23 protein-coding genes and 1 tRNA gene are annotated in these 26,944 nt (G+C 55.3%); 14 read left to right on the forward strand and 10 right to left on the reverse strand.

Going from position 1 to position 26,944, the window contains the following annotated elements; genetic code table 11:
- Positions 1-9 precede the first annotated feature (9 nt).
- Complete coding sequence (ssb, locus tag ACR0M3_RS00570; RefSeq protein ID WP_209504119.1) at positions 10-498, reverse strand: single-stranded DNA-binding protein; 489 nt, start codon at positions 496-498, stop codon at positions 10-12.
- Positions 499-699: 201 nt separating this feature from the next.
- Here ssb and ACR0M3_RS00575 point away from each other — a divergent pair, with 201 nt between their 5' ends.
- From ACR0M3_RS00575 to ACR0M3_RS00585, 3 genes are all read left to right on the forward strand, one after another.
- Positions 700-1,278 carry a lytic transglycosylase domain-containing protein gene (locus ACR0M3_RS00575; protein ID WP_267363904.1) on the forward strand — a complete coding sequence of 193 codons (579 nt, stop codon included), beginning with the start codon at positions 700-702 and terminating at the stop codon, positions 1,276-1,278.
- A gap of 96 nt (positions 1,279-1,374) precedes the next feature.
- On the forward strand, positions 1,375-2,337 hold the full coding sequence (locus ACR0M3_RS00580) for a LuxR C-terminal-related transcriptional regulator (protein ID WP_267363905.1): 963 nt from the start codon (positions 1,375-1,377) through the stop codon (positions 2,335-2,337).
- Between the two features lie 130 nt (positions 2,338-2,467).
- Positions 2,468-3,454, forward strand: coding sequence for an MBL fold metallo-hydrolase (locus ACR0M3_RS00585; RefSeq protein WP_480537707.1), 987 nt, complete (start codon positions 2,468-2,470; stop codon positions 3,452-3,454).
- Between the two features lie 111 nt (positions 3,455-3,565).
- On the opposite strand, the gene ACR0M3_RS00590 is transcribed toward ACR0M3_RS00585, so the two are convergent.
- From ACR0M3_RS00590 to miaA, 5 genes are all read right to left on the reverse strand, one after another.
- The gene (locus ACR0M3_RS00590) at positions 3,566-5,653 is read right to left on the reverse strand and encodes an ABC transporter ATP-binding protein (RefSeq protein WP_267363907.1); all 2,088 of its coding nucleotides are present in this window, start codon (positions 5,651-5,653) and stop codon (positions 3,566-3,568) included.
- Between the two features lie 93 nt (positions 5,654-5,746).
- Positions 5,747-7,210, reverse strand: coding sequence for an ABC transporter permease (locus ACR0M3_RS00595; protein ID WP_209504114.1), 1,464 nt, complete (start codon positions 7,208-7,210; stop codon positions 5,747-5,749).
- A 13-nt stretch (positions 7,211-7,223) separates the two neighbouring features.
- Complete coding sequence (locus ACR0M3_RS00600; protein ID WP_209504113.1) at positions 7,224-8,270, reverse strand: ABC transporter permease; 1,047 nt, start codon at positions 8,268-8,270, stop codon at positions 7,224-7,226.
- Positions 8,271-8,393: 123 nt separating this feature from the next.
- Positions 8,394-10,064, reverse strand: a complete 1,671-nt coding sequence (locus tag ACR0M3_RS00605; RefSeq protein ID WP_480537709.1) for an ABC transporter substrate-binding protein — start codon at positions 10,062-10,064, stop codon at positions 8,394-8,396.
- A gap of 353 nt (positions 10,065-10,417) precedes the next feature.
- Positions 10,418-11,311 (reverse strand): tRNA (adenosine(37)-N6)-dimethylallyltransferase MiaA, encoded by an 894-nt coding sequence (gene miaA, locus ACR0M3_RS00610; protein ID WP_480909222.1) that lies wholly within the window; start codon positions 11,309-11,311, stop codon positions 10,418-10,420.
- Between the two features lie 97 nt (positions 11,312-11,408).
- Between miaA and pyrH the strand changes: the two genes are divergently transcribed.
- The 11 genes from pyrH to ACR0M3_RS00665 all read left to right on the forward strand — a co-directional run bounded on the left by pyrH (position 11,409) and on the right by ACR0M3_RS00665 (position 23,421).
- Complete coding sequence (gene pyrH / locus ACR0M3_RS00615; protein WP_480909225.1) at positions 11,409-12,161, forward strand: UMP kinase; 753 nt, start codon at positions 11,409-11,411, stop codon at positions 12,159-12,161.
- Positions 12,162-12,423: 262 nt separating this feature from the next.
- On the forward strand, positions 12,424-13,650 hold the full coding sequence (locus ACR0M3_RS00620; protein ID WP_480909228.1) for an aminotransferase class V-fold PLP-dependent enzyme: 1,227 nt from the start codon (positions 12,424-12,426) through the stop codon (positions 13,648-13,650).
- 48 nt (positions 13,651-13,698) lie between these two features.
- Entirely contained in the window at positions 13,699-15,123 is a 1,425-nt protein-coding gene (locus tag ACR0M3_RS00625; RefSeq protein ID WP_480909838.1) for a cryptochrome/photolyase family protein, read from the forward strand.
- 69 nt (positions 15,124-15,192) lie between these two features.
- A complete protein-coding gene (locus tag ACR0M3_RS00630) occupies positions 15,193-16,404 on the forward strand; it encodes a class I SAM-dependent methyltransferase (RefSeq protein WP_480909231.1) in 1,212 nt (403 codons plus the stop codon).
- Between the two features lie 11 nt (positions 16,405-16,415).
- Positions 16,416-16,856, forward strand: coding sequence for a TrgA family protein (locus ACR0M3_RS00635; protein ID WP_480485825.1), 441 nt, complete (start codon positions 16,416-16,418; stop codon positions 16,854-16,856).
- A 36-nt stretch (positions 16,857-16,892) separates the two neighbouring features.
- A complete protein-coding gene (locus tag ACR0M3_RS00640; protein WP_480909839.1) occupies positions 16,893-17,999 on the forward strand; it encodes an NUDIX domain-containing protein in 1,107 nt (368 codons plus the stop codon).
- A gap of 68 nt (positions 18,000-18,067) precedes the next feature.
- A complete protein-coding gene (locus ACR0M3_RS00645) occupies positions 18,068-19,102 on the forward strand; it encodes a cysteine synthase A (RefSeq protein WP_480909234.1) in 1,035 nt (344 codons plus the stop codon).
- Positions 19,102-21,528 (forward strand): DUF3772 domain-containing protein, encoded by a 2,427-nt coding sequence (locus ACR0M3_RS00650; RefSeq protein WP_480909236.1) that lies wholly within the window; start codon positions 19,102-19,104, stop codon positions 21,526-21,528. The genes ACR0M3_RS00645 and ACR0M3_RS00650 overlap by 1 nt, the downstream gene beginning before the upstream one ends.
- 143 nt (positions 21,529-21,671) lie before the next feature.
- Positions 21,672-21,761, forward strand: a tRNA-Ser gene (locus tag ACR0M3_RS00655).
- 236 nt (positions 21,762-21,997) lie between these two features.
- Entirely contained in the window at positions 21,998-22,366 is a 369-nt protein-coding gene (locus ACR0M3_RS00660; protein ID WP_480909239.1) for a group I truncated hemoglobin, read from the forward strand.
- Positions 22,363-23,421: an adenylate/guanylate cyclase domain-containing protein gene (locus ACR0M3_RS00665; protein ID WP_480909242.1), complete on the forward strand. Its 1,059-nt coding sequence runs from the start codon at positions 22,363-22,365 to the stop codon at positions 23,419-23,421. The genes ACR0M3_RS00660 and ACR0M3_RS00665 overlap by 4 nt, the downstream gene beginning before the upstream one ends.
- 6 nt (positions 23,422-23,427) lie before the next feature.
- On the opposite strand, the gene ACR0M3_RS00670 is transcribed toward ACR0M3_RS00665, so the two are convergent.
- The 4 genes from ACR0M3_RS00670 to metA form a co-directional block, all read right to left on the reverse strand.
- Positions 23,428-24,042 carry a TetR/AcrR family transcriptional regulator gene (locus tag ACR0M3_RS00670; protein ID WP_209504101.1) on the reverse strand — a complete coding sequence of 205 codons (615 nt, stop codon included), beginning with the start codon at positions 24,040-24,042 and terminating at the stop codon, positions 23,428-23,430.
- Between the two features lie 113 nt (positions 24,043-24,155).
- Positions 24,156-25,025, reverse strand: a complete 870-nt coding sequence (gene ppk2, locus ACR0M3_RS00675) for a polyphosphate kinase 2 (protein WP_480505399.1) — start codon at positions 25,023-25,025, stop codon at positions 24,156-24,158.
- Between the two features lie 49 nt (positions 25,026-25,074).
- A complete protein-coding gene (locus ACR0M3_RS00680; protein WP_480472445.1) occupies positions 25,075-26,028 on the reverse strand; it encodes an alpha/beta fold hydrolase in 954 nt (317 codons plus the stop codon).
- The gene (gene metA / locus ACR0M3_RS00685) at positions 26,018-26,935 is read right to left on the reverse strand and encodes a homoserine O-acetyltransferase MetA (RefSeq protein WP_480472447.1); all 918 of its coding nucleotides are present in this window, start codon (positions 26,933-26,935) and stop codon (positions 26,018-26,020) included. The genes ACR0M3_RS00680 and metA overlap by 11 nt, the downstream gene beginning before the upstream one ends.
- Positions 26,936-26,944 lie beyond the last annotated feature (9 nt).

The following is a 26,944-nucleotide window of genomic DNA, read 5'->3' on the forward strand; positions in this document are numbered from 1 at the left end:
CCGTTTTACTTAGAACGGAATCTCGTCGTCGTCGATTCCGCCCGATGCGGGCGCCGGAGAGCTGGATGGACCGCCATAGGGGTCACCGTAACCGCCACCGGCCTGGCCGCCACCATAACCGCCGCCGCTGCCGCCACCGCCTTCACTACGACCGTCCAACAGGGTCAGTTCCCCGCGATAAGGGCGCAGGACAACCTCGGTCGTGTACCGATCCTGACCGGACTGATCCTGCCATTTGCGGGTTTCCAGCTGGCCTTCGATATAAACCTTGCTGCCCTTGCGCAGATATTGCTCGGCGATGCGGGCCAGCGGTTCCGAGAAGATAGCAACCGAATGCCACTCTGTCCGTTCACGACGTTCACCCGTGTTGCGGTCTTTCCAGTTTTCCGAGGTGGCAATGCGCAGGTTGCACACTTTGCCACCGTTCTGGAACGACCGGACTTCGGGGTCGCGGCCAAGATTTCCCACCAGAATGACCTTGTTGACTGAACCCGCCATGTAAATCCTCGTTCTGTTCTGCGTAAATGCGCCGAATCTGGCGCAATGAGTTTGGTGAGACCCTATACGGCCTGCATCATGGTTGAAAACAGTTGATACAACACTGTCGAACAAGAGTCTTACTGTACTATTTACCAAGCTTTCATTTTTTGCGGGAATACCTATACTCCCACTGGTTTTGATCGAGCAGGATAAGCAAAGATGCGTTCTTGGGTTGCTGGGTTTTCCGTTGCCTGCCTTGTATTGGCCGTTGCGCCGGTGCAGGCACAAACATTGTCCAGCAAAAGCCGCAAGGATATTTTCCTTAAACAGGCGAAGGTTCTGGATTCTCGTGCGGCAACCCAGTACCGCGACTCGGCCCGGCTGAAACCCAAAACAACGCGCGATCAGGTCAGCAAACGATATTCAGGAAAATATCGCGGAGAATATCTGGAAATCGCGCGGCGTGTTGCCCGCCTTCACAACATCCCTGAAGATCTGTTTTTGCGTCTCGTGCAGCAGGAAAGTGGTTGGAACCCACAGGCGAAGTCACATAAAGGTGCGTTGGGATTGGCGCAGCTTATGCCACAAACGGCCGAGCTTTTGGGCGTAAACCCGCATGATCCCAAGCAAAACCTCGAAGGCGGTGCCAGATATCTGTCTTGGCAATACCGCAAGTTCAAATCGTGGCCTTTGGCGCTGGCGGCCTATAACGCGGGGCCTGATGCGGTTGAAAAGCATGGTGGTATCCCGCCGTACAAGGAAACCCAGAACTACGTGAAGGTTATCTGGGGCGGCTGAAACCGATGCTGCGCCGCAGAGTGTCGTATTCTTGATTCAGTGTAACGCCTCCAACTAACCTGACAGGGTATCGCCCAGTAACTGGTGAGGCCCCTTATGCCTGCTGATCACCCGCAGATTCCCAAAGAAACGCTGGCAAACTGGCAGCAACTTGTTGATCTGGTCGCAGAACTGGCCGACGTGCCCGCAAGCCTGATCATGAAAACCGACGCGCCGGATCATGCGGTTTTGATCACATCCGATCACCCCGAGAATCCATATCCGGTCGGTCTGAGTTTCCAGTTGAACCCCAAGCTATATTGCCAGGGTGTTCTGGAGCGTGACGGAGAATTGGTGGTCGAGGACGCCAAATGTGATCCGGTTTGGGCGGACAACGACGACCTGGAACACGGAATGACCTTTTACATCGGCTTACCGCTGAAATGGCCCGATGGCTCGGTGTTTGGCACAATCTGTGTTCTGGACCGTAAACAGAACCGGCGGGCCTTGTTGTTCCGAGAGGGGCTGGCGCAGTTCGCGCGCATGGTCGAGTCGGATTTGGCTTTGTTGCAAGAGGTTTATCTGAGACGCGCGTTGGAGGAGAAACTGAACGAAACACTTGCCCAGCTTGAAACGCGTGTTTCGGATCGAACCCGAGAGTTGCAGGAGACGAACACAGCGTTGCGCGTATTGCTCTCAAGTCTCGACGATGACCGCAAGAACCGGGATCACGAAATCGTCGAGCAGGTTCGAAGCAGAGTTTTGCCGTATCTTGAAAAGGTTCGGGCGCAGCTTTCCGGCGACGAGGCGCAATTTGTCTATCTTGAGCTGGCCGAAAAGAACCTGAACGAGATCACATCTTCGCTGTCTGACAAGTTGACGGATGCTTTCGCGGCAATGACCCCGACCGAAATGGAAATTGCACAGATGGTCATGTTTGGGAAAACCACAAAGGACATTGCCAAGGCCCTGTCCCGAGAGACGTCGACAATCGATTTTCACCGCAACAACATTCGTCGAAAACTAGGACTTGAGGGACGGGATCAAAACCTGCGCAGTCATTTGCTCTCGATTTCGTGAATGCCGAATATGGGGATTGCCCCCATATTTCACCCCCATTTTTTCGGTCTGAGCCGATGTGCTTTGGCTTGTTACCCTCTGGGTTGAGGTGCGGAAAAACGGCGCACGTCCAACAGAGAGGTACAAAGATATGGATCGCAAGGATCTGAAACCGACCATCCTGAAAGGGGACAGGGATCATCTGGCACCGGGGCTGTCTCGGCGGTCATTTTTCATGGCGGCAGGTGCTGCCGGTGTTGGCGCGACAGCTTCAGTGCTGGGGGCAAAACCGGCCGAGGCGCAATCGCAAGCCTGGTTGCAGCCAGGAAACAATAACCACGTGATCGACCTGCAGGGATCGACGGGTCAGGCCAGTGCCGGAGTTGTCGGTATCGACTATTATGGCCATTGCGCCATAAAGATCACCTCGCCCAACGGCGCAACGGTCCTGTTCGACCCCTGGCGTGATGACCCGTCGGGCGCGTGGGGGCTTTGGTTCCGCAATGAATTCCCCCAGATCCCGGTGGACATTACCTTGTCGACACATGCGCATTTCGATCACGACGCGATCGAACGACCAAGCTCGACCATGGTGCTGGACAGGATGGTGGGCAATTTCGAGTTCGCCGATATCAAGATCACCGGTTTTGCAGATAAACATGCCTGCGTGGCGCCGGGGTGGTACAACTGGACCAATGCACTGGCCGAGTTTGGGGTCGAAGCCTGCCCACCGAACAATGTGGGTCATATGGATATGGTGGTCTATCTGGTGGAAACAGGCGGCATTCGTACGCTGATCTGGGGTGATAATCGCCACAATCCGCCTCAGGAGTTTTGGGACGCCGTCGGACAGGTCGATGTTCTGACCCTACCGGTAGACGGGTCGCAACATATCCTGAGCTTCGATCAGGGTAATGACATCGTGGCCAAGCTAAAGCCCAAGATCATTATCCCAACTCATTACCTGAACGAAGTCACGTCTTATACGCTGACCACGCTGCAATCAGCAGACGAGTGGGTAAAGGGACAGCAAAGCTATCAGATGCTTGACAGTGCCAGCCTGAAACTGGAGGCCGGAGAGATTGCTGGTATGAACCAGGAGTTCATGCATTTCGGCAACAATGTCATGACCGGCTGAGAGTCTTACAGGGAACCACCACTCACAGGCGCCGCCAGTTTCCTCGTGAAACGCGGCGCTCACAGAAAGGGCCGGTCAACGACCGGCCCTTTCCAATGAAGATCCGCAAACCTATTCGGCCGCGACTTTGATTACTGGCTGCATCCGTGCCAGCACCTCTTCGGACAAGTGGCACTTCACCTGATGCCCCTCGGCCAATGTCTGCACAGGCGGCACATGCGACTCACAGCGCCCATCTGGCACTTCGGATTTCCAGCGACACCGTGTCTGGAACGGGCATCCCGGTGGTGGGTTCATGGCCGAAGGGATATCACCCTCAAGTACGATGTGCTGCTTTTCGACCGATGTATCGGCGATGGGAACAGCACTCAGCAGCGCTTCGGTATAAGGGTGGTAGGGGGGTGCAAAAACCTGATCAGTTGTGCCCAGCTCGACCACGTGGCCCAGATACATCACCATTACCCGGTCGCTGAGGTATCGCACGATGGAAAGGTCATGGCTGATGAACAGCAACGTGGTTTTGTGCTCGCGCTGAATTTCCATCAGCAGGTCGGTCACCGCAGCTTGCACCGAAACGTCCAGCGCCGATACGGGCTCGTCGGCTACCACGATGCGCGCATCGCCAGCAAAGGCGCGCGCGATACCTACGCGCTGCTTCTGGCCACCCGACAGCTGACGCGGCATCCTGTCGGCAAAGGCGCGCGGCAGTTTTACCAGATCCAGCAGCTCCAGCATCCGCTTCTTGCGCTCGGCCTCGGAATTGCCAACACCGAAGATTTCCAATGCCCGGATGATCTGGCGCCCAACGGTCATCGACGGGTTCAGCGTGTCGAACGGGTTCTGAAACACCATCTGAACTTCACCAACGGTCTTTGCGTCGCGCTCTTCTATGGGCACCTGTTCGATATTGCGGTTGTCCAGAAGAATCTGCCCGTCCGTGGCCGTCTCAAGACCCATGAGAACTTTGGCAAAGGTGGACTTGCCGCAACCGGATTCGCCCACAATGGCCAATGTCTCGGATTCATGCGCCTCGAAACTGAGCGTTTCGTTTGCCTTCACAACCTTCTTTTCGCCACCGCCGAACAGGGCATTTGCTGCAACCTCATAGTATTTCTTGAGGTTGTCCATCTTCAGAACGACCCTGCCGATCTCACCTTTCTCTTTCTGTTCACCCACCGTGATTGGTGCGTTCCAGTCAATCTCTTTGAATTTAAGGCAACGGGTATGGTGCCGGTCATTTCCGGGCACCGCCTCCATCAGGATGTCCTTGGCGTCACAGCGACCCTCTTCGAAATAGTCGCAGCGCGGACCAAAGTTACAACCAGGGGGCCGCTCATGGGGTAGGGGAAAGTTCCCCGGTATAGCCACCAGCGGGCGCGAATTCTTGTCGGCCCCCGGCAGCGGGATCGACCGGAACAGGGCTTGCGTGTAAGGATGCTGCATCTCGTCAAACACATCCTTGATCGAGCCGCGCTCGACCGCCTCACCCGAATACATCACGCAAAGCCGGTCACAGGTTTCCAGAACCAGCCCGAGGTTGTGCGAAATGAAAAGCATCGAGGTGCCGTATTTCTTGCCCAGATCCTTCACCAGCTCGACCACGGCAGCCTCAACCGTCACGTCAAGTGCCGTTGTTGGTTCGTCAAGGATCAGCAGCGCCGGTTTCGACATCAAGGCCATCGCGATCACGATGCGCTGCTGTTGACCGCCTGACAGCTGGTGCGGGAACGAGTTGAGCATTCGCTCGGGGTCCGGCAAGCGTACATCGGTGACAACTTCCAGCGCGCGCGAATACGCTTCTTCCGCGCTGACGCCCTCGTGAATCATGGGCACTTCCATCAGCTGCTTGCCGATCTTCATCGCCGGGTTCAGTGAGGCCATCGGCTCCTGATAGATCATCGCGATCTCATTGCCGCGTATGTCGCGCAATTCGTCTGAACTCATTTCCGCCAGATCACGACCCTTGAACTTGATTGTACCACCAACGATGCGACCGTTTTTGCCAAGGTCCTGCATGACACCCAGCGCTACCGTGGATTTGCCGCAGCCGGATTCACCGACCAGACCAACAGCTTCACCCGGTTGCACACTGACAGAGAAATCCATCACGGCCGGAATTTCCCGCAGGCGGGTAAAGAAGGAAATCGACAGCTTGTCGATCTCAAGGATCGGGCCGTCATAATCCGCCATCTTGCTCATCTTGTATCTCCTCACCAGATCGAGGGGATCCTCTTCATCTGGCTAAAAATATCTCGGGGGGTCCGGGGGGCTGGCCCCCCGGTTGCTTTCACGTCAGTCTTTCAGGCTTTCTTCGCGCAACCCGTCGGCCAGCAGGTTCAGACCCAAAACCAGCGTCAACAAGGCCAGCGCGGGTGGCAGAGCAGGGTGCAGGTAGATCGACAAAAGCTTGCGCCCCTCGTTGATCGTCGACCCCCAGTCCGGGCTTTCGGGTGGCAGACCCAGACCAAAGAAACCTAAGGTTCCCAGAAGGATGGTGGTATAGCCAATGCGCAGGCAGAAATCGACGATCAGCGGGCCACGCGCGTTGGGCAGGATTTCCCACAACATGATGTACCACGGACCTTCGCCACGGGTTTGTGCTGCCGCCACGTAGTCCCGTGTTTTGATGTCCAGCGCCAGTCCGCGCACGATGCGGAACACGGTCGGCGAATTCACAAAGACCACCGAGACAAAGACCACCAGAATACCGCCTGGAATATCGAACAGATCCAGATAGGTCGGCAGCCCCCAGATACGATAGGCGTCGGTATTGATGATGTAGCCACCGGTCGAAATCAGAGACAGGTAGAACCAACCCGCTACCCCCAAAACTCCGATCAGCAGCGGTGTTCGGAAGTTCGGTCTGGTATAGTAGCGTGAGTTCAGCAGCACACCTAGGAAGATGATCGGGAATACGAACAAGACGGCCGCCATATAGTTCGGTACACCGGTCGCAACGATCTCGGGCGTGACCAGCAGATAGAACAGCAGGATCACCGGGAAGGCCAGGATCAGGTTCGCAAGGAACGACAGCAAAGTATCCAGCCGACCACCATAATAGCCTGCCGGAAGACCCAGCGTGATGCCAACCATGAAGGCAAACATCGTGGCAAGCGGGGCGATCTGAACAACAATCCATGCCCCTTTGACCATGCGGCTGAACACATCGCGCGCCAGATTGTCGCCACCCAGCAGATACCAGGCGTATTGACCGTCCTCCAGATTTGAAAGTGGCGTACCTGGCACTTTGTTCTTCATGCCCGAAACCTGCGACAGCGGGTCATGCGTGACGATCAAATCCATCGCGCCGAATACTCCGGTGAAAACCCAGAACATTACAAGGCCAAAGCCGATCATGCCGATGGGACTGTCAAACAGTTTGCCGTAGAGGCCAAGCTTGCGTTTGAAAGCGATCGACATGGCATAAAGGATGATCAACGACACCCATACGGGCAAAAACTGCTGGGACATGGCGCCAATAATCCCGGCGCTTGTGCCCATTAGTACGCCCAGTACGATATAGGCGAGCGCGATTCCGACACTGGCCAAGAAACTGTAGCGCAGTGCAAGTTGTATCAGTGTCCGCAGGCCCGAGCTTGAGCTCAACGTACCGTCCGGGTTCACCGTCATCTGGTCTTCGGGCAGCACGATGCTGGCCAGCATCCAGACGGCAATTGACAAGACCATTAGCGCAAGGCCAAGGGCAAAAAGCGGGTTCAGGAAGGCGATAGAGCCGGTCCAGGTAAGTGGTTCCATGATCTAACCCTCCTTAAGAAATGCGGATGCGCGGGTTGAGGTAGACATAGCCGATATCCGAAATCAGCTGGGTCACCAGCACCACAAAGACCGACACGACCGAAATCGCCAGCAACAGCTGAATGTCGTTATTGCCTGCGGCCTGAACCAGCGCCCAGCCGAAGCCCTTGTAGTTGAACAGGGTCTCGACGATCACTACACCATTCAGCAGCCAGGGGAACTGCAGCATGATGACGGTGAACGGTGCGATCAGCGCGTTACGCAACGCGTGCTTCATGACGATATTCGGGAACGAGACACCCTTAAGGCGCGCGGTGCGGATATATTGCGCCGTCATCACTTCGGTCATCGAGGCGCGGGTCATCCGTGCAATATAGCCCATCCCATAAAGCGCAATGGTCAGGACCGGCAGGAAGAAGTTCTCAAAGGTCGGGTTCTCCATCGCTTGCGTGGCCGTGCCTTTGAACCACTTCAAACCAACTGCGGATGAGGTGAAGATCGCGATAAAGATCACGCCCGAGACATATTCCGGCGTCGCCGTCGTTGTGATGGCGAAGGTCGACAACGTCCTGTCAGTGGCAGATCCTTCTTTCATTCCTGCCAAAACACCAAGGATCAACGCAGACGGAACCATCAGCAACATGACCCAGAGCATCAGACGACCAGTCAGAGCCAACCGGTTCCCAACAACGGTGGAAACCTCTTCCTTGAAGACAGTCGAATAGCCCCAATACCCTTGCAGGATTCCGCAGAAATTCGGAGATTCTTCGGCGGTTTTGCCCGGCAGAATGCATCTTCCCTGAACGGTTCCGTCTTCATTCGTGTACCGATAAGAGGGCAGGACACCTAGCCATTCGCCGTATTTTATCGGAGTGGATTGGAGGTAACCATTTTTGCTCAGGTAGCTCTCAACCTGTTCATCCGACATCCGAAAGTTGCCCTGCGTTTTCGCCAGCTTCTCGAGGTTCGGATAGAGGTTGGTTAAGAAGAAAACCAGGAAAGTCAAACACAATGCCGTCAACAGCATGATGCCAACGCGCCTTAGAATGAAAAGTCCCATATTTGCCCCTGTGGGTCGGCTAGCGCGGGTTTCAAGGAACACCACGCTTAGCTGTTATTATTTGTTCGTCGCGTTCAGGACGAAGAGGCCGCGCCAGGGTGGCGCGGCCTTTTGCGTTTTGGCTCAGGACGTAAAGCCGAACTTATAAAGCTGCGGCAGGTCTGCGATATGCTTTTCGACACCCACCAAATTGTCGCGGTGATGGCGCATCGCTGTCCGCCAATAAGGCTGGATCGTGACACCTTCGTCGATCATGATCCCCTGCAGTTTGGCCATCACTTCACGACGTTTGTCGACATCTGCGATCGAGTTCGCCTCGGCCAGCAACGCATCAAACTCTGCATTGGCGAAACCGGATTCGTTCCATGCGACTCCTGATTTATAGGCCAGTGCCAGAACCTGAGTGCCCAATGGGCGGTGGTTCCAGTTCGTCGACGAGAAGGCGTATTTCGTCCAGTCGTTCCAGAAGGTCGATCCCGGCAGAACTGTATGCTTGGCCTTGATGCCCGCGTCGTTCAGCTGCGCTACAACCGCGGCTGTGGTGTTACGGCGCCAGTCATCATCGATTGATTGCACTTCGTGCTCAAAATCACCCATACCCGCTTCGTCCATCAGGGCTTTCGCCCCGGCGGGATCATACGGGATACGAGTCACGGCCGAGTCATGTTCAGGGTGCATCGGCCCGACGTGGCAGTTGTCTGCTGGAATGCCGTAGCCCGACATGCCCAGCTCCAGACACACCTCGTTGTCGACCGCCATGGCCAAAGCCTGACGAACGCGCTTGTCGCCGTAGATCTTGTTGCCGTTTTCGTCTTCGGCCAACTGGTTCGGGCGGATAACGATGGTGAAGCCTGACGGGATTTCCGAGCGCACAAGCCCAATGCCATCAAAGATGTCGACGAATTCGCCAACAGATTCCCAGTTCATGTCGATCTCTTCGGCCTCATAAGCCGCAAGGAATGCAGCCGGGTCAGTGCCGTAGTCAATGAACTCGATGCGGTCGATATAGCCGCCTTTGCCAGCCTCATATCCCCACCAGTCGAAACCTTCGTTGCGCACCAGCACGCCTTTGACACCAACTTCGTGGCTGTCAGGCAGCATGAAACCTGTGCCGACCGGGTTTGAAAGCATGTCGTTCGCATCGAAGCTGCTATGAACGATTGCGGCGGGATAGTCCGCCATGCCCGGGATGATCGTGATGTCAGGCGCGTTGCACTTCAGTTTGACAGTATGGGAGTCGACAACGGTGATTGCGCCGTCCGCAGCTTTCTGAGTGCTTTCGTCGATAAGCGACGCCATACGCGATGCCATCGAGTTGCCTTCCAGACCAGCGTCACACCATCCTTCGATGTTGCGGGCCACGTCTTCGGCTGTGAAGTCATCGCCATTGTTCCACTTTACGCCCTTGCGAACGTTCAATGTGTATTCGGTGGCGTCGGCGTTGGCTTCCCAGCTTTCCAGCAGCATTGGCTTGAACGAGCCGTCGTTGTTGTATTCAACTAGGTACTCCAGCCAGCCTGCTGTGAAAGTGGCAATTTGCGTCCAGTCATAGGTTCGCGGATCTTTGAGCGCGCGCACTTCCATCTGGTAGCGGATGGTACCACCGCGCTGCGGCTCTTGTGCCGCCGCAGGCGATTGCAGACCGATCAAACCATAGGCCGTCGGTACAGCGACACCCAGCGCCGTCGCGCGGACCAGAAATTCCCGGCGGCTAAGCTTGCCGTCACGGTATTCCTGCGCGTGCATCTCGGCCGCCCAGTGCACCTTGTCGTTGGTGATTGCCGTATTGGTCATAAATGTCTCCCTGTGACATTGATTTTGTTGATTTGTTCTTGTTCTAAGCGACGCGGGCTTGTCCGGTCGAAAGAAAGAAGGATTCCGGTTTTTGGACTCTGTGCATCCCCATGCCGCCATTCGGCACCAGAAATCACTCAACGTCAACGTTCGGAATCGACATAAAATGCACAAAAACGACGTTACCGCATTGTTGATATTTCGATAGGGATATACCTATATGACACACCGCAGGGGGAGCCTCTTGCGGAATTTCGATGTCAAATTACTGATAAAAGACGAGAAACTTCTTCTTTATCTGTTGATCAAATTGCTTTCGCTATCAAATCCAGCGGAATGAACAACACCAGATATCACTTTGAGAAATCGACGTGATTCCATGTTTTCATTCTTGCCCGAAACCACGTGCGTTGACGTTTGGCAAATTGCCGGGTCGAGATTGTGGCCCGTTCACGGGCCTGATCCAAAGTCAGTGTTCCATCCAGATAGGCCATAAGCTCTGGCACACCAATGGCTTTGCAGGCGGGAAGAGCGGGGTCGAAACGATCCCGCATGGCGCGTACTTCGTCGATTGCGCCCAGCTCCAGCATCTGATCAAAACGGCGTTCTATCCGATCCAGAAGCCACGTTTTGTCGACGTCAAAAACGATAGGAACCGCATCATCCAGCCGTAAAATTGGCGGTGGCGTATCGGCCTGCCAAGATAACAGGCTGCGACCAGTGGCGCGCTGCACTTCCCAAGCGCGCTGCACGCGCGCGCGGTTCTGCATATCCAGGCCAGACAGTGTCTGTTCGTCGACCCCGGCGACCAGCTCGGCAACGGTCAGCAAGTCTGCTTCGGCCCGCACCTGCGCTGGGGTCGCAGGAATTTCGGCCATGCCTTCGGTCAGGGCCGAGAAATACAATCCTGTCCCGCCGACAATGATTGGCCGCTGGCCCCCGGTTAGCAGTGGCACCACTTCTCGCAGCCAGTGACCGGCTGAATAATCCTGATCATAGGCGATGTGACCATAGAGCAGATGCGGTGCGCGTTCTTCTTCTTCGGCGGATGGTCGGGCCGAAATCACGCGCCAACAATCATAAACCTGACTTGCATCTGCATTGACGATGACCCCGCCATGGCGTTCGGCGATCTCCAGCGCCAGCGCTGATTTCCCGGATGCAGTCGGCCCTGCAATCAGGACAGGTTTGTCATAGGTAATAGGGGGCAATTGCCGAAATATCGCGTCTGTTGATCGCCGGGTCATATGCGGTTGCCTCAATCCTCACCAACCGCATTGAACCTGCGGAGCTTTTGCTTCATTTTGCGCCGGAAATTAACCCCGTGCCAGCCCGGAGCGCAACATGAGCCTTTCCCTGTCTTCTGAAACTGCCGAAACCCCGAAAACCACATACAAACGTGTCATGTTGAAGATTTCAGGAGAGGCATTGATGGGGGATCAGGGCTTTGGCCTGCACCCGCCGACAGTTCAACGCATCGCGCAAGAGGTGAAATCGGTTCACGATCTGGGTGTTGAGATTTGTATGGTTATCGGTGGCGGAAACATTTTCCGGGGCCTAAGTGGATCTGCTCAGGGTATGGAGCGGACGACAGCAGACTATATGGGGATGTTGGCCACGGTGATGAACGCACTGGGTATGCAATCTGCCCTGGAGGAGATTGGGGTGTTCACCCGGGTCATTTCGGCCATTCGCATGGATGAAGTGTGCGAGCCGTATATCCGCCGCCGCGCCGTACGACACCTTGAAAAGAAAAGGGTTTGCATCTTTGCGGCCGGCACCGGCAACCCGTATTTCACCACCGACACCGCGGCGACCTTGCGCGCCAATGAAATGGCGTGTGAGGCGATTTTCATGGGCAAGAACGGTGTCGACGGCGTTTACGACAAGGATCCCAAACAACATGCCGACGCGGTACGTTATGACACGGTCACCTATGACGACGTTCTAGCCAAGCGGTTGCGGGTCATGGATGCGTCAGCCATCGCGCTGGCGCGCGACAACAACCTGCCTCTGATCGTCTTTGGTCTGGATGAGCCCGGAGGTTTCCGAGGTATTCTTGCAGGCGAGGGGACATATACCAAAGTTCAGGGTTGAGGCCCGAACGAGACCCGCCCCAGAGTGTTGGAAATTCAGCCCCGGCGACCCCGCCGGGCTTTTTCTTTTGCTTCAGCTTGACGGTCGCGGATGGTGCTGTCTAAGTAGCGTTGTCCTTCCGAAGTGAAGGGCTGCCCGGTGTTTCGTCAGCCCATGGCGCAAGCACAGGCTGGGCTGGAAGACCCGCCATGATTTCTGAGATGTCCGGAAACATGAGCGGGCATCTTGTTGATATGACAGTACAACTAAGGAGCAATGAGGCATGAGCTCTCTGGATATCGATTTCGTTCGGGCACAGTTTCCGGCTTTTTCCGAACCCAGCCTGAAAGGACAGGCGTTTTTTGAGAATGCGGGCGGGTCATATACCTGCAAGCCGGTGATCGACCGGTTGACGCGGTTCTATACGCAGCGAAAGGTTCAGCCCTACGCCCCTTATGAGGCCAGCCGTCTTGCAGGTGCCGAGATGGATGAGGCACGCGTGCGCATGGCCGCCATCCTGGGTGTTGAAACCGATGAGCTGAGCTTTGGCCCTTCGACGACACAGAATACCTATGTTTTGGCACAGGCGTTCAGGCAATGGATGAAACCTGGCGAGGCGATTGTCGTGACCAATCAGGATCACGAGGCAAATTCGGGCCCATGGCGTCGTCTGGCCGAGGCAGGGATTGAAGTGCGGGAGTGGCAGATCGATCCTGAAACCGGATCACTGAACCCGCAGAATCTGGAAAATATGCTGGACGAAAAAGTGCGTCTGGTCTGTTTCCCGCATTGTTCCAATGTCGTTGGAGAGATTAACCCGGTCACCGAGATCACTGCGATTGCCCACGCGGCTGGTGCATTTGTCTGCGTGGACGGCGTATCTTACGCCCCGCATGGGTTTCCGAATGTTGGCGATTTGGGGCCGGATATCTATCTGTTTTCAGCCTATAAAACTTACGGCCCGCATCAAGGCTGCATGGTCATTCGCCGAACACTGGGAGAGTTGCTGCCCAACCAAGCGCACTACTTCAACGCCGACGTTCTTTACAAGCGCTTTACCCCGGCAGGCCCGGATCATGCTCAGATTGCGGCAAGTGCAGGTATGGCCGATTACGTCGAGCTCCTGTGCACGCATCACGGTGGGCCTGACGCCGGCGCAGCAGAGCAGGGTGCCTTTGCCCATGACCTGATGCGCGCGCATGAGGTGTCCTTACTTCAACCGGTTCTGGATGCGGTTAAGGACCGCAACGCGGTACGTCTGATCGGCACCTCAGATGCCACCCGGCGTGCGCCGACGGTAGCGCTGTCGCTGAACCGTCCCGCTGAGTCAGTTGCAGCAGAACTGGCGCAATACGGTGTTATGGCGGGGGGAGGCGACTTTTATGCTGTGCGCCCATTGCAAGCGATGGGCGTGGATCCGGCACAGGGCGTTTTGCGGGTCAGCTTTACACATTATACCTCGCAGCAGGAGATTGATCAGCTTTTGGAGGCGCTTGAACGCGTTTTGTGATCCACTCTGCTTGGGGCTTCGTAGAACGAAGAAAACCTCAGGGTGGATATGGAAAACGAGCGGTCTCCTATCATCTTATGGTTCCGACGGGATCTGCGCCTGTCGGACCACCCGGCATTGACTGCAGCTGTTGCAAGCGGCCGTCCGATCATACCAGTCTTTGTTCATGACCCTCTTGTGCAACACCTTGGCGCGGCCCCGAAATGGCGGTTGGGGCTGGGTCTGGAGGTCTTTTGCGACGCTCTGACGAGGCTTGGTAGCCGTCTGATCCTGCGGCGTGGCGATGCGCTTGAGCAATTGCGGACACTTGTCAAAGAGACGGGCGCAAAGGCTGTCTATTGGTCGCGGGCCTATGATCCAGCGTCGATCAGACGCGATACACAGATCAAAACGGCGCTGACCGAACTGGGTGTAAGCGCAAAGTCCTTTCCTGGTCATTTGCTTTTTGAGCCCTGGACGGTAGCAACAAAGCAGGGCCAGCCGTTTCGTGTCTACACCCCTATGTGGCGCGCGGTTCAGCGGCGGGACGTGCCAGCGCCGGATGCGTTGGTGTCACGCTTGGCGGGGCCTGCAACCTGGCCTTCCAGTGATAAACTGAGCACCTGGCATATGGGTGCGGACATGTACCGAGGCGCTGCAATCGTGCGCCCCTATGTCCAACCCGGCGAGAAGGCCGCCCGCGATCAACTTGAGCACTTTCTCGACCAGGTCCCCCGTTATTCCAATGACCGTGACCGGTTGGATCTGGACGGAACATCAAACCTGTCAGAATACCTTTCATTGGGCGAGATCGGGCCACGCACGGTCTGGCACAGGGTTCAACAGGCTGCGATGACGGGAACCCCCGGCGCCGAGGCATTTCTGCGGCAGTTGGTTTGGCGTGAGTTTGCCTATCACCTGATGTATCACTCACCGCATCTGCTGACTGATAACTGGAAAGCGGAATGGAATGATTTCCCGTGGAATATCGATCCAGACCACCCTGAAGTTGCCGCCTGGAGGCAGGCCCGAACCGGAATTCCTGTCGTCGATGCTGGCCTGCGGCAGATGTATGTGACAGGCCGTATGCATAACCGGGCCCGGATGATTGTTGCCAGTTACCTGACCAAACATCTGATGACACACTGGAAAACCGGGATGAACTGGTTCGAGGATTGCCTGATTGACTGGGACCCAGCCTGTAACGCCATGGGCTGGCAGTGGGTTGCGGGATCAGGCCCCGATGCGTCGCCCTTCTTTCGTATATTCAACCCCGAAAGGCAGGCCGAAAAGTTTGATCCGCAGGGGTCTTACCTGCGGCGCTGGATCGCCGAAGGCCAGACGAAACCCAGTGACGTTGCACTTTCCTATTTCGCTGCGGTTCCCGGGTCATGGAACCTGTGTCCGCAGGCGGGTTATCCCGAGCCTGTCGGGAAACTGGCGGATGGACGAAACCGCGCCTTGCGTGCGTATGAAAGCCGAAAATCTCACTAAGGAACTGAAAACTTGCCAGAAACAGAATCGCGGCCTAGCCTGAGACCTGTGCCGCAGAGGGGAGAGCGGATGGTGCTGACGACGACAGAGGGGCAGTCGGATCTGCCCAGGTATTTCGCCCAGGTCTTCAAGATGCTGACCAGAATGGAATCGGGGCGACTAGACATAACATTGCCAGATGGTCGCATCTTTCGCGCAGAGGGGCCCAAGGCAGGGCCTGTTGCTCAGATCGATATCCACGACGGAGATGTTTTTGCCCGTCTGATCCGCGAAGGCGAGCTGGGGTTTTCTGATGCCTACCTTGAAGGACATTGGAGCACGCCTGATCTGCGCTCATTCATGGATCTTGTCCATCTGGGGTCCGAAACCGTCTATGACGGGTTTACTGGAAAGTTCCTTGTCCAGGCCTATGAACGGCTGCGGTTCTGGCTTCATCGCAATAACCGGACGCAGGCGAAAAAGAATATCTCTTACCACTATGATCTGGGTAACGACTTCTACGGTTTGTGGCTGGATGACACGATGACTTATTCCAGCGCCATTTTTGAGACCGGGCAAGAAAGTCTTGAGAAGGCGCAAACTGCCAAATATGCCAGCCTCGTCGATGAAATGGGGGCCAAACCCGGTGACCACATTCTGGAAATCGGATGCGGTTGGGGCGGTTTTGCCGAATATGCCGCGAAAGAGCGGGGTTTGCATGTAACCGGCCTTACAATTAGTGAGGAACAGTTCAAGTTTGCTAATGAACGTATTGAAAAAGCAGGGCTTTCAGATCAAGTGACATTCAAGTTGCAGGACTATCGCGACGAGCGTGGACAATATGATGGCATAGCCTCAATCGAGATGTTCGAGGCGGTGGGTCAAAAATACTGGCCGGTTTATTTTGAAACCGTTCGTGAGAGGCTGAAGCCAGGGGCGCAAGCGACCTTGCAAATCATAACCGTAGGTGACCACCGCTGGGATTATTACAAGAACGGTGTTGATTTCATTCAGAAATACATATTTCCGGGTGGAATGCTTCCGTCGCCCACGATCCTACGGCAGCAGATCAATCAGGCGGGTTTGAATGTGGTGAAGTCGAAAGAATTCGGCAAAAGTTACGACCTGACGCTGCGGCGGTGGTATGAGACGTTCAATGCAAAATGGGAACAGATCGCAGACCTCGGCTTTGATGAGCGTTTTCGCCGCATGTGGAATTATTATTTGACTGCCTGTGGCGCAGCCTTTGACACGCGCAATTGCGATGTGACACAGATCACCGTATCAAAGCAAGTTAACTGACGGACCGTAACATGCCCACTGCCTCGCGTCTTGTAGCCGCCGTTTGTCTCATCGTGCTGGCATTCATTGTCTCTGGCATGATTATCGAAAACGGTGAAGAAGGTAAGGATTACGGGTACTTTACCCTGGTTAACATGGGCCTTGGCGCGGTATGCGGGTGGGGAATCATGGGCAAGCGTGCAGGGCGCGGCTGGACTGCTGGGATCAATAACGGTCTGACTGGTGTCGCCTCGCTGATTTTCTGGGCGTTGTTCGTGCAGGGCTGTTACGAAATGTTCCGGCTTGCCATGCGCAATCGTTACGGTGGCCCATTTGAGGCCATTCTGGCCATTTTCAAGATCGGGATTGAGTACGGTAAGCTGTTGATTTACCCGGAAATCCTGATCGCATTCCTAATTGGGGCTGTTGTATCGGGACTGGCCACAGAACAGGCCGCCCGATCATGGCGCTGATCCGTTTCCCGACAAGAGAGATCGACTTTGTCTGATTTGTTTTTTTATGGAACGCTGCGACACTTGCCGTTGTTGGAACGCGTTCTTGGTCATCCTCTGAGCAAAACCAAAGCGCGGCCCGCCCAACTTCGAGGCCATGCTGTCCATTCTGTTCAGGGGCAGGATTTCCCAATGATCCTGGAAATGGAAGGTGCCAGTGCCGAAGGTGTACTGGTGCAGAAATTGTCGTCTGTGGATCTGGCCAGGCTTGATTATTACGAAGGGTCATTCGACTATGATCTGAAGCCGTTGAAGGTCGAATTGGAAGACGGGACCGAGGCCGAAGCGCAGGTCTTTTTTCCTGCCCCCGATGCCTGGAGACCGGGTGATTTGTGGTCGCTTCAGGACTGGGCGGACAGATTGGGCGAACTTACAACGCTCGCCGCTGAGGAAGAGATGGCCTATTTCGGGAAGGTTGATCCCCGGATCTTGGCCCGCAGTATTCGCGCCACTCAAACGCGTGCCTGGTCAAAGATTATGGCCGGGCAGCGGAGAACCGGTGATCCGCGGGACATTGCAAAAGACGTGATCGTGCATCGCCATGACCGGGTGTATCTTGATTATTTCGGGATGGAGGAAATCGATCTGCAACATCGGCGGCATGACGGCAGCATGGGGCCGGTACTGCGCCGTGGAAGCTTGTTGCAGGGTAGTGCGGTCGGCGTTCTGCCCTATGATCCGGTCCGCGATACCGTTTTGATCGTGGAACAGTTCAGACCACCGGTTTTCCTGAACAACGATCCGGAACCCTGGCTTTGGGAAGCGGTGGCCGGGATGATTGATCCGGGTGAGACACCCGAACAGGCCGCGCATCGAGAGGCGATGGAGGAGGCGGGTATTCGTTTTGACAGGCTGGAATATGCTGGCGGTGCCTACACCTCGAGCGGATCTTCCACCGGGTTCATGTATCTTTATGTTGGTCTGGGTGAGTTGACGCACACCACAATCACCGGTGGCCTGGACACAGAAGGTGAAGACATCCGCAGTCAAATCCTGCCGTTCGACGAATTCATAGACATGACGGATCGCCATGTTTTCAAGGATCTACAATTGGTGTCTCTGGCTTATTGGCTGGCCCGCCATCGGGACAGATTGCGCGGGTGACTATCCTGCTTGTGGTCGCGGCGGTGCGGCTGTAAATCTTCGATGGTACAAAACGACAAGGGGCCGTCATGCGCATTGCACGAGATCTTGCTGACGCAGTAGGAAAAACACCGTTGATCCGGCTGCGCCGCATCAGTGAAAAAACTGGTTGCGAAATTCTCGGCAAAGCCGAATTCATGAACCCCGGTCAATCCGTCAAGGACCGTGCTGCACTCTATATTATCCGTGATGCCATTGCGCGGGGCGATTTGAAGCCCGGCGGCACCATTGTGGAAGGCACCGCCGGCAATACCGGTATAGGTCTGGCGCTGGTGGGTGCGTCAATGGGGTTCAAGACCGTGATTGTGATCCCGGAGACCCAGTCGGAAGAAAAGAAAGACATGCTGCGGCTGGCCGGTGCACAACTGGTTCAAGTTCCGGCCGCACCTTATCGCAATCCCAATAATTTCGTGCATTATTCCCGGCGTTTGGCCGAGGAATTGGCGCAGACGGAACCCAATGGGGCAATCTGGGCCAACCAGTTTGACAACGTGGCGAACCGTCAGGCCCATGTTGAAACTACTGGACCCGAAATCTGGGAACAAACAGACGGTAAGGTCGACGGGTTTATCTGTGCTGTCGGGTCGGGCGGTACATTGGCCGGGGTTGCCGAAGCGTTGCAGCCCAAGGGTGTGAAAATCGGTCTGGCCGATCCTATGGGTGCGGGTCTCTACTCTTACTACACCACCGGTGAAATCGCGATGGAGGGCGGATCGATTGCCGAAGGTATCGGACAGGTGCGGATAACAAAGAACCTGGAAGGGTTCACGCCGGATCATTCCTATCAGATCACTGACACCGAGGCGTTGCCCTATATCTTTGACCTGCTCCGTGAAGAGGGGCTGGTTATGGGCGGGTCAACCGCGATCAACATGGCGGGCGCCGTGCGTCTGGCCAAGGAAATGGGGCCGGGCCACACGATTGTGACTGTCCTTTGCGACTATGGCACGCGGTATCAGTCCAAGCTGTTCAACCCGGATTTCCTGCGCGAGAAAGAATTGCCGGTGCCGGATTGGATGACTGAAGCACCGCGCAGCATTCCCGGCGTTTTCGAGGACGTGTGATGCCGAGGCAGGTTCGCCTGTTTCTGACACTGGTATTCCTGTGTCTTGTCGGGCTCGCAGGCGGTGCTGTCGCGCAGCTGACCGACAGGCAAAGTGAGTATTACCGGGGCTGGATAAAAACGGCTGACCGTGCCGAGTCCGTGATTGAAGCGAACCGTGCGTCAAACGCTGCGTTTGAGAATTTACGTTCTGAAATAAACGGTTACCGAGAGGACTTTAACAAGGCACGCAGCGCCAACACAGACCGTATCGCAACGCTGGAAAGCCAGATCAAGGCGCTTGGTCCAAAACCCGAAGGGGACGCGGCCGAACCTGAAGACATCGCTAAATTGCGAACTCATCTTAATGAGCAGCTCAACAGTTTGCGGGTGCCGCGCATCATTTCCGAAGAAGCGTATAGCCGCGCAAACGGATTGATCAGTGAAATCGACCAGATTATCCGGAAACGGCAAACGAAGGAGTTTTTCCAGCGCGGTCCGTCGCCGATCAACCCCGTATATTGGGGACCTGCATGGCAGGATGTAAAAGAAGCGCTTTTGAGCCTGGCGAATGAAATATTTGCCAACCTGCGGTCGGACGTTGTCAAAGAACGCATCCGTGATCGCGGTTTGGGCATTCTGTTTTTGGTGATCCTCGCGGCAGTTCTGCTGATCTTTGGCAAGCGTTGGTCAGAGAAGGGCGGCGACTATCTTAGATTGCTGGGTGGAGCCGGGACAGGTGCCTGGTCCTTCATCATTTCGCTGCTGCGGATCCTGTTGCCCTGGATTGGTGTTGTTGCCGCCATTACGGCGATCAGCCTATCGGGTATTCCGGGCCTGCGCGGCAGTTTGTTGTTGGAGAATATCCCGTATTGGGCGGCAATCGCCTTATTCTATGACTGGATCGGCCGACAGATTTACGTGATTGGTGCTTCGCAGGGGTTCAAGCGGCTGTCTTCCGCGCGGATCACCGAGTTGCGCATCTACATCGATCTGTTGGCTTTGATGCTGATCCTGCATGAATTGGCGCTTCTGTTCCAGCAGATCGAAAACGTCTCGGACGCGACCCGTGCAGTCATCAGTTTCCCCGTGATCGTCGGAACGGCTTTGCTTTTGCTCCGTGTGCGCCAAATCCGGACGAACGATCACCTGCTGGATCAAACGGCGTCCACAAGGGCCGCCGGATTCAGCCAGTTGTTGGAATTCCTGCGCAAGGCCATGTTCCTGCTGGGGATCGCAACACCCGTACTGGCACTGGCCGGCTATACCAATGCGGCCGAAGCGATCGTGTTTCCGGCGGTAAAAACGCTGGTTCTGATTGCCGCTCTGGCGATTTTCCAACGGTTCGTCAGTCAGATATACGGATGGATCACAGGGCAGGGCGACGCTGCGCGCGACTCTCTTTTTTCGGTCCTGGTGGGCTTTGCACTCGCCATCGTCGCGCTGCCTGTTCTGGCGATATACTGGGGCGCGCGCGAAACGGACCTGCTTGAGGTGTGGTCACGTCTGCTGCTTGGCTTTGACATCGGCGGTGTCATGATCTCGCCCAGCAATTTCCTGACATTTATCGCTGTTTTCGCAATCGGATATACGCTGACACGGTTGTTGCAAAGCGGGTTGCGCAACTCGCTGTTGCCCAAAACCAGCATCGATCCGGGCGGGCAGAATGCGATTGTCGCTGGCTCTGGGTATATCGGGATCTTTCTGGCTGCGTTGGCAGCGATCATGGTCGCGGGGTTTGATCTGTCGTCGCTGGCAATTGTCGCTGGTGCACTGTCTGTCGGTATTGGCTTTGGCCTGCAAACGATTGTGTCTAATTTCGTGTCCGGCATCATCCTTCTGGTCGAACGGCCGATCTCCAAGGGTGACTGGATAGATGTGAACGGGATGATGGGCTACGTGCGTGACATCTCCGTCCGATCGACCCGTATCGAGACGTTCGACAGATCGGATGTGATCATTCCAAACTCGGACCTGATCAGCGGCGTCGTCACCAACTACACACGTGGCAATACCATCGGTAGGGTGATTGTACCGGTCGGTGTCGCCTACGGAACAGATACACGGCTGGTCGAGACCATTCTGGGCGAGGTCGCAAACAACCACCCGATGGTTCTGGCCAACCCGGCGCCCAGTGTAGTGTTTCAGGGATTTGGAGCGGATGCGTTGGATTTCGAAATCAGAGCGATCCTACGGGATGTGAACTGGGTTTTATCCGTCAAATCCGACATGAACCACGAGATCAATCGGCGCTTTCTGGAAGCGGGTATCGAGGTGCCGTTTGCACAGCGTGATATCTGGTTGCGCAATCCCGAAGCTTTGCAGACCTCGAACAAGGTTAAAGAGGCAGGCCTTGCGCCCAAACAAAACACAACCGATTCAACGGCAGGAAAGCCAGTTGAACTGACAGAATCTGATCTGGACCCTGACGCGGGCGATGAAATCTGACGACCAGCCCGACAGCTGAAAGGTCGCGTTTCTGGTCGCTTGACGCTCTGGGTAGACTACCGGATTTAATTGATCCTTTCCGGTGATTTCACCGAATTGGGGCCTTGCAAATCTCATGACATTGGTCCAAACATCGCCGGCACGGAGAGGTGGCCGAGTGGTCGAAGGCGCACGCCTGGAAAGTGTGTAGGCGGGGAACCGTCTCCAGGGTTCGAATCCCTGTCTCTCCGCCATTACCCCCTTAGACAGAAACCCAAACCGGCCCCGGCGTCTTGGCTGTGTACAACTTGGTTTCGTGTACCACGCCGGGTCTTCGAAAGCGCAGGATTTTAAATCCCGGACACTTTTGCTTTTCCTAAAATGAACGCGCGTTAAGCCGGAAAACGAAAAAAATACCATAAACATTAACAAAAATGTCCATTTGATATAGAATTACAGTGTTTTTGTTCGGTAACTCTTGGGTTTTCGTGTGGCGCAAACGCTTTATGATAAATACGGTGGCTTCAAAACGATCAGCCGTGTCGTGATGACCTTCTATGAAATGGCGTTGGATTCGGATGACATCGGCCATTATTTTGAAGAGATAGATATGCCGCGGCTGATTGATCATCAGACGAAGTTTGTATCGTCCCTGATAGGCGGACCGGCGTCATTCAGTGATGACAGGATCGAAGCCGTACACAGGCATCTGAGTATCTCACATGACGAATTTGATGTGATGGCTGAGCTGTTTGGCGAAGCGCTGCGCGTGCATGGTATGTCCGATCAGGATATCAAAACCGCGCTGGCCGCAATTGAAGGGAAGCGTTCAATTATCGTCGCCCGAAACGCGGCATGAGCATTCATGCAATAAACGAACAGCTGTTACGCGCCATCGGTGTCGGCATTGCCGTGGTGCGCGCCTCGGATCTTCAGTTCGTTTTTCATAACGGACCTTTCGCAGAGTGGTTTGGAACTCCCGAGAACGGCAGTACTCTTACGGACATTCTGCCGGCCCTTGATCCCAAAGAATTGGAAGACGTCAAGCAATCGGGCTTGAGATATTCGGTTGAATTGCAAATCAAGCCGAAGCGGCGGACCTTGATCTTTGCAGTCGCAGTTTCGTTGGCCAAAGGGCTGTCCGAGCAGGTTCTGATTATCGAATGCCAGAACATCACGCGCATTCGCGAGCTGGAAAGCATGATCGACAGCTATTCCACCATGGTCGAACGCAACACGCGCGAGCTGGAGCGCGAGAAAGAACGGGTTGAACGGCTGCTTCTGAACCTGATGCCACGGGCCGTTTATGAAGAGTTCAAAACCTTCGGTGTTGTCACTCCGCAGCTCTACAAGCAGGTGTCTGTTGTTATGCTGGACTTTGTGGGTTTCACCGATTTCGCGGCCAAGACCGACCCGACAGTGACCCTGAGTGAGTTGAACGACATTTTCACAGCGTTTGACAGGATCGTTGAGCAATTCGGGTGTGAAAGGATCAAAACAATTGGTGACGCATATCTTGCGGTCTCAGGCATGCCTGACCCGACACCCGATCACGCGACTGCTGTGGCCCATTGCGCGGTACGTTTCCTGCGCTATCTCGAACGCCGTAACGAAAGCCACCCGCACAAATGGCAGGCCCGGATCGGTTTGGGGATGGGGGCCGCGGTCGGGTCTGTCGTGGGTATTCAGAAATACGTCTACGACGTTTTCGGTCCGGCGGTAAATATCGCGTCCCGACTGCAAATTTTTGCCAATCCTATGAAAATCGTTGCGCCGGAAGAGATGAAATACGCCCTGATTGACGAATTTCAGGTCTCGGACCTGGGACGTGTTGATATAAAGGGAATGGGCGAGATGAATCTGATCAACGTAACGTCCGGGCTGAGCTTACCGCAAAGCAGCCGAACGTTTTGACAGGTGTCAATCGTCCTGCGGGATCAGACCCAACCCTCGCAGGTAGATACCAATGCCGCTTTCCAGCAGGTCTTCCGGGGGGAAGGGTGACGTCGCTCCGGTATTGCGCGCGTATAATTCAACCACACCATGGCTCATCGCCCAGATATGTGCGCTGAACATCGACGCGGGCGGGCGCTTTTCAGGTGGAATATGTTGTGACAGGTCGTCGGCGGCTTTTTCAAGAACCGATTTGGCCCGGTTGGCGGCCATTGATAGTTCGGGGGTGCGATTCAACGAAATTCCGCTTTCGAACATGGCGATGTAGTGGCCGGGGTTCTTCCGCGCAAAAGCCAGATAGGCCCGCCCGGTTGCCTCGAAGGCGGCAAGGGCAGAGGGTTGGCCCTTGTCATAAGCGTATTGCATCAGGTCCGCGAACATCTCGAACCCTTGCCGTGCAGCTTCGGCGATAAGGTCTTCGCGCCCTTCAAAATGGCGATAGACAGCGGCGGGTGTTACGCCAGCGGTTTTGGCGGCTTCAGATAACGTAAAACCTGTCGGCCCCTTTTCTTCGATCAGGGACAAGGCTGCCTCGATCAGGGCTTGCTTTAGGTTTCCGTGATGATAACCGCGTTTCGACATCCCGGCCTCAGGTTCTTTGATTAGGTATTGGAAGACAAGGGGATAGACCAAATACACACGGTCGTCCAACGCTTGCCCTTGAAATCCTTGGCCGGGCAGGGTGAAAACGCAACCTAGGCTTCCCAGACATCCGGACCACCGCAGATCAGGGGATCAATGTCGCCAATGCTTTTTGCGTCCTTCTCATCATAGTCCAGCGTGTGCAAAACCGTTTGGATTGCTGCAAGACGGGCGCGTTTCTTATCGTCCGACCGGACAATTGTCCAAGGAGATACGTCTGAATGTGACCGGGTCAGAGTTTCTGAAATCGATTGTGTGTATTCGTCCCACTTGTCCAACCCAGCCACGTCAATAGGGCTGAGTTTCCATTGCTTTAAGGGGTCGGTTTCACGGGCCAGAAAGCGGTTCAGCTGCTCAGCCCGCCCGACATTGAGCCAGAACTTGAAGAGTTTGATGCCATCATTGACCAGACCCGTTTCAAGCGGCAGAACCTGACGAAAGAACCGCTCGCGCTCTTCCTGGGTGCAGAAACCAAAGACGTTCTCGACCACGCCGCGATTGTACCAGCTGCGGTCAAAGAACACGATCTCGCCAGCGGCAGGCAGGTGAGGGATGTAGCGCTGGAAGTACCATTGACTGCGTTCAGTTTCTGAGGGTTTGCTGAGCGCCACATTGCGCGCGCCGCGTGGGTTCAGGTTTTCGCGAAACCGTTTGATCGTTCCGCCCTTGCCGGCGGCATCGCGGCCTTCGAAGATGATGGCGATCCGTTGCGCCGTGTCCTTGACCCAAGACTGCATTTTGACCAGCTCGATCTGGAGCAGTTCCATCTGCTCATCATAGTCCTTGGTCTTCATCTTCTCGCTATACGGGTAGGTCGGGTTCAGGATTTCGCCTTTCTTCGAATTCTCGATCTCATCCCGCACAGCTTTGGGCGCGCTTTCCTGAAAATACTTCTCTATAGAACCTTTTTCGGTCCGGGCCATATGTCACCTCACGATAAAACCCATATCCGACTATGGATTAGAGCTTGGATTAACGCAAACCTGCACGCCGCGCTGCACGATCAATTGCGGAGGCAACCTCGGGCGCTGCGACAACCTGCGGCATGTGACCGATCCCTGGTAACGCGACCAGTTCGGCCTGCGGGATTTGCTGGATCAGACGTCGGGAATGCCACTCGAGGCCGACAGTGTCGTCGGCGGTGCCGTGAACGATTTCGGTTGGCACTGAAATCTCACCGTATTTCGGCTGCAATTGGGTTATCTCATCCAATAGATTGGCCCGTTGCTTGGCATTTGCATGCATGGAACTTCGCCGGATGGTCAGGCCGGGTCCGAAATGTTCGGCGTATCCAGCGGGGGTCGATTGAGGCGCAAATACAGTGTCCAATGCCCGTGCCACGTACCAATCGGGCACGAAGGAAGAGATCAGGGGCAGGGCGAGCGCGTTGCCGACCGTGGTAGATGCCAATTGGTTAAACCCATCCAGCGGCGTTTCCCACGGAATGGCAGCAGGTGCGATCAAAACAAGCGCCGAGAGATCCTCGGGCCTTGTGACCGCCCATGCAAGTGCCACTGAACCACCATAGCTTTGGCCCGCAACGACAGGCTTTTCCGCCCCAAGTTGGGCAGCAGCTTTTTGCAGGATATCCGCTTGCTCCGTGATCGTTTCACCGTCTGGGTTGAAACTTTCTGAAAACCCCAGGCCGGGCCGGTCAAAAACGATGACGCGGTAGTTTTCCGCCAGAATGGGTGCCAGCGCAAAGGTCATGTCGCGGGTGTTGCCGCTTGAGCCGTGAAGAAGGACCACATCTGGCCCTTTCCCCATGACAACCGCATGAACGGCGATCCCGTCGACATCAAGAATCTGACCTTCGGGTGGGAAAGCCACTTCTGCCTGTGCTTCGTTCCGGGCGCTGCGCCACGCAGTCACAACGGCAAGGCCCAGAATGATGAGGCCAAAGGATATCAAGTTTTTAGCGGCCAATTTTGCTCATATCAAAAGGCGTAGTCTGATAGATTTCGTTTATCCAGTTTCCGTAAAGAAGATGCGCGTGGCTGCGCCAACGGTTTTGAGGTGTCTTGGATGGGTCATCATCCGGATAGTAGTTGATCGGCACGTTGATGGGCGTGTCATTGGCGACGTCGCGATCATACTCCTGTTTCAGCGTGTCGCTGTCATATTCAAAATGGTTGAAGATATACAGCGCGCGGTGGCTGGGATCCTCGACCAGACAAGGGCCTACATCGTCGCTGCCCAGCAGGGTCGTCAAACCCTGCGCGGCGTCGATCTCATCTTGTTTCATTTCCGTCCAGCGGCTGACTGGGATAACGCAATCGTCTGAGAACCCACGCAAAAAAGGTGATGCAGGGTTCAGGTTGCGGTGACGGAAACAGCCAAAGGCCTTGGCATCCAGCATGTGTTTTCGGACACCATGAAAATGGTTGATCATCGCCATCCCGCCCCAACAAACTCCAAAGGTTGAATGTACGTTTGTCTGAGTCCAGTCAAAGATTTCGCTGATTTCATCCCAATAGGTGACGTCACCAAATTCCAGATGCTCGATTGGCGCGCCAGTAATGATCAGGCCATCAAATTTATGGTCCTTGACCTCCTGAAAAGGCTGATAGAACTCGGACATATGCTCGGCGGCGGTGGTTTTTGTCTGGTGTTCCGTCATACGGATCAAAGACAGTTCGATCTGCAACGGGGTTGCGCCGATCAGGCGCGCAAACTGGTTTTCCGTCTGAATCTTCTTCGGCATCAGATTCAGCAACCCGATGCGCAGGGGGCGAATATCCTGACGCATTGCCTGATCCTCGGACATGACCATAACGCCCTCTTTGTTCAGGACGTCGAAAGCGGGCAGATCTGAGGGGATTTTGATGGGCATGTGTCTGAC

Source organism: Ruegeria sp. O5 (assembly GCF_056535105.1).

Excerpts from the sequence above, each read along its gene's own strand:
- ssb (WP_209504119.1), bottom strand. The coding sequence starts at position 498 with ATGGCGGGTTCAGTCAACAAGGTCATTCTGGTGGGAAATCTTGGCCGC.
- ACR0M3_RS00575 (WP_267363904.1), top strand. The coding sequence starts at position 700 with ATGCGTTCTTGGGTTGCTGGGTTTTCCGTTGCCTGCCTTGTATTGGCC.
- ACR0M3_RS00580 (WP_267363905.1), top strand. The coding sequence starts at position 1,375 with ATGCCTGCTGATCACCCGCAGATTCCCAAAGAAACGCTGGCAAACTGG.
- ACR0M3_RS00585 (WP_480537707.1), top strand. The coding sequence starts at position 2,468 with ATGGATCGCAAGGATCTGAAACCGACCATCCTGAAAGGGGACAGGGAT.
- ACR0M3_RS00590 (WP_267363907.1), bottom strand. The coding sequence starts at position 5,653 with ATGAGCAAGATGGCGGATTATGACGGCCCGATCCTTGAGATCGACAAG.
- ACR0M3_RS00595 (WP_209504114.1), bottom strand. The coding sequence starts at position 7,210 with ATGGAACCACTTACCTGGACCGGCTCTATCGCCTTCCTGAACCCGCTT.
- ACR0M3_RS00600 (WP_209504113.1), bottom strand. The coding sequence starts at position 8,270 with ATGGGACTTTTCATTCTAAGGCGCGTTGGCATCATGCTGTTGACGGCA.
- ACR0M3_RS00605 (WP_480537709.1), bottom strand. The coding sequence starts at position 10,064 with ATGACCAATACGGCAATCACCAACGACAAGGTGCACTGGGCGGCCGAG.
- miaA (WP_480909222.1), bottom strand. The coding sequence starts at position 11,311 with ATGACCCGGCGATCAACAGACGCGATATTTCGGCAATTGCCCCCTATT.
- pyrH (WP_480909225.1), top strand. The coding sequence starts at position 11,409 with ATGAGCCTTTCCCTGTCTTCTGAAACTGCCGAAACCCCGAAAACCACA.
- ACR0M3_RS00620 (WP_480909228.1), top strand. The coding sequence starts at position 12,424 with ATGAGCTCTCTGGATATCGATTTCGTTCGGGCACAGTTTCCGGCTTTT.
- ACR0M3_RS00625 (WP_480909838.1), top strand. The coding sequence starts at position 13,699 with ATGGAAAACGAGCGGTCTCCTATCATCTTATGGTTCCGACGGGATCTG.
- ACR0M3_RS00630 (WP_480909231.1), top strand. The coding sequence starts at position 15,193 with ATGGTGCTGACGACGACAGAGGGGCAGTCGGATCTGCCCAGGTATTTC.
- ACR0M3_RS00635 (WP_480485825.1), top strand. The coding sequence starts at position 16,416 with ATGCCCACTGCCTCGCGTCTTGTAGCCGCCGTTTGTCTCATCGTGCTG.
- ACR0M3_RS00645 (WP_480909234.1), top strand. The coding sequence starts at position 18,068 with ATGCGCATTGCACGAGATCTTGCTGACGCAGTAGGAAAAACACCGTTG.
- ACR0M3_RS00650 (WP_480909236.1), top strand. The coding sequence starts at position 19,102 with ATGCCGAGGCAGGTTCGCCTGTTTCTGACACTGGTATTCCTGTGTCTT.
- ACR0M3_RS00665 (WP_480909242.1), top strand. The coding sequence starts at position 22,363 with ATGAGCATTCATGCAATAAACGAACAGCTGTTACGCGCCATCGGTGTC.
- ACR0M3_RS00670 (WP_209504101.1), bottom strand. The coding sequence starts at position 24,042 with ATGTCGAAACGCGGTTATCATCACGGAAACCTAAAGCAAGCCCTGATC.
- ppk2 (WP_480505399.1), bottom strand. The coding sequence starts at position 25,025 with ATGGCCCGGACCGAAAAAGGTTCTATAGAGAAGTATTTTCAGGAAAGC.
- metA (WP_480472447.1), bottom strand. The coding sequence starts at position 26,935 with ATGCCCATCAAAATCCCCTCAGATCTGCCCGCTTTCGACGTCCTGAAC.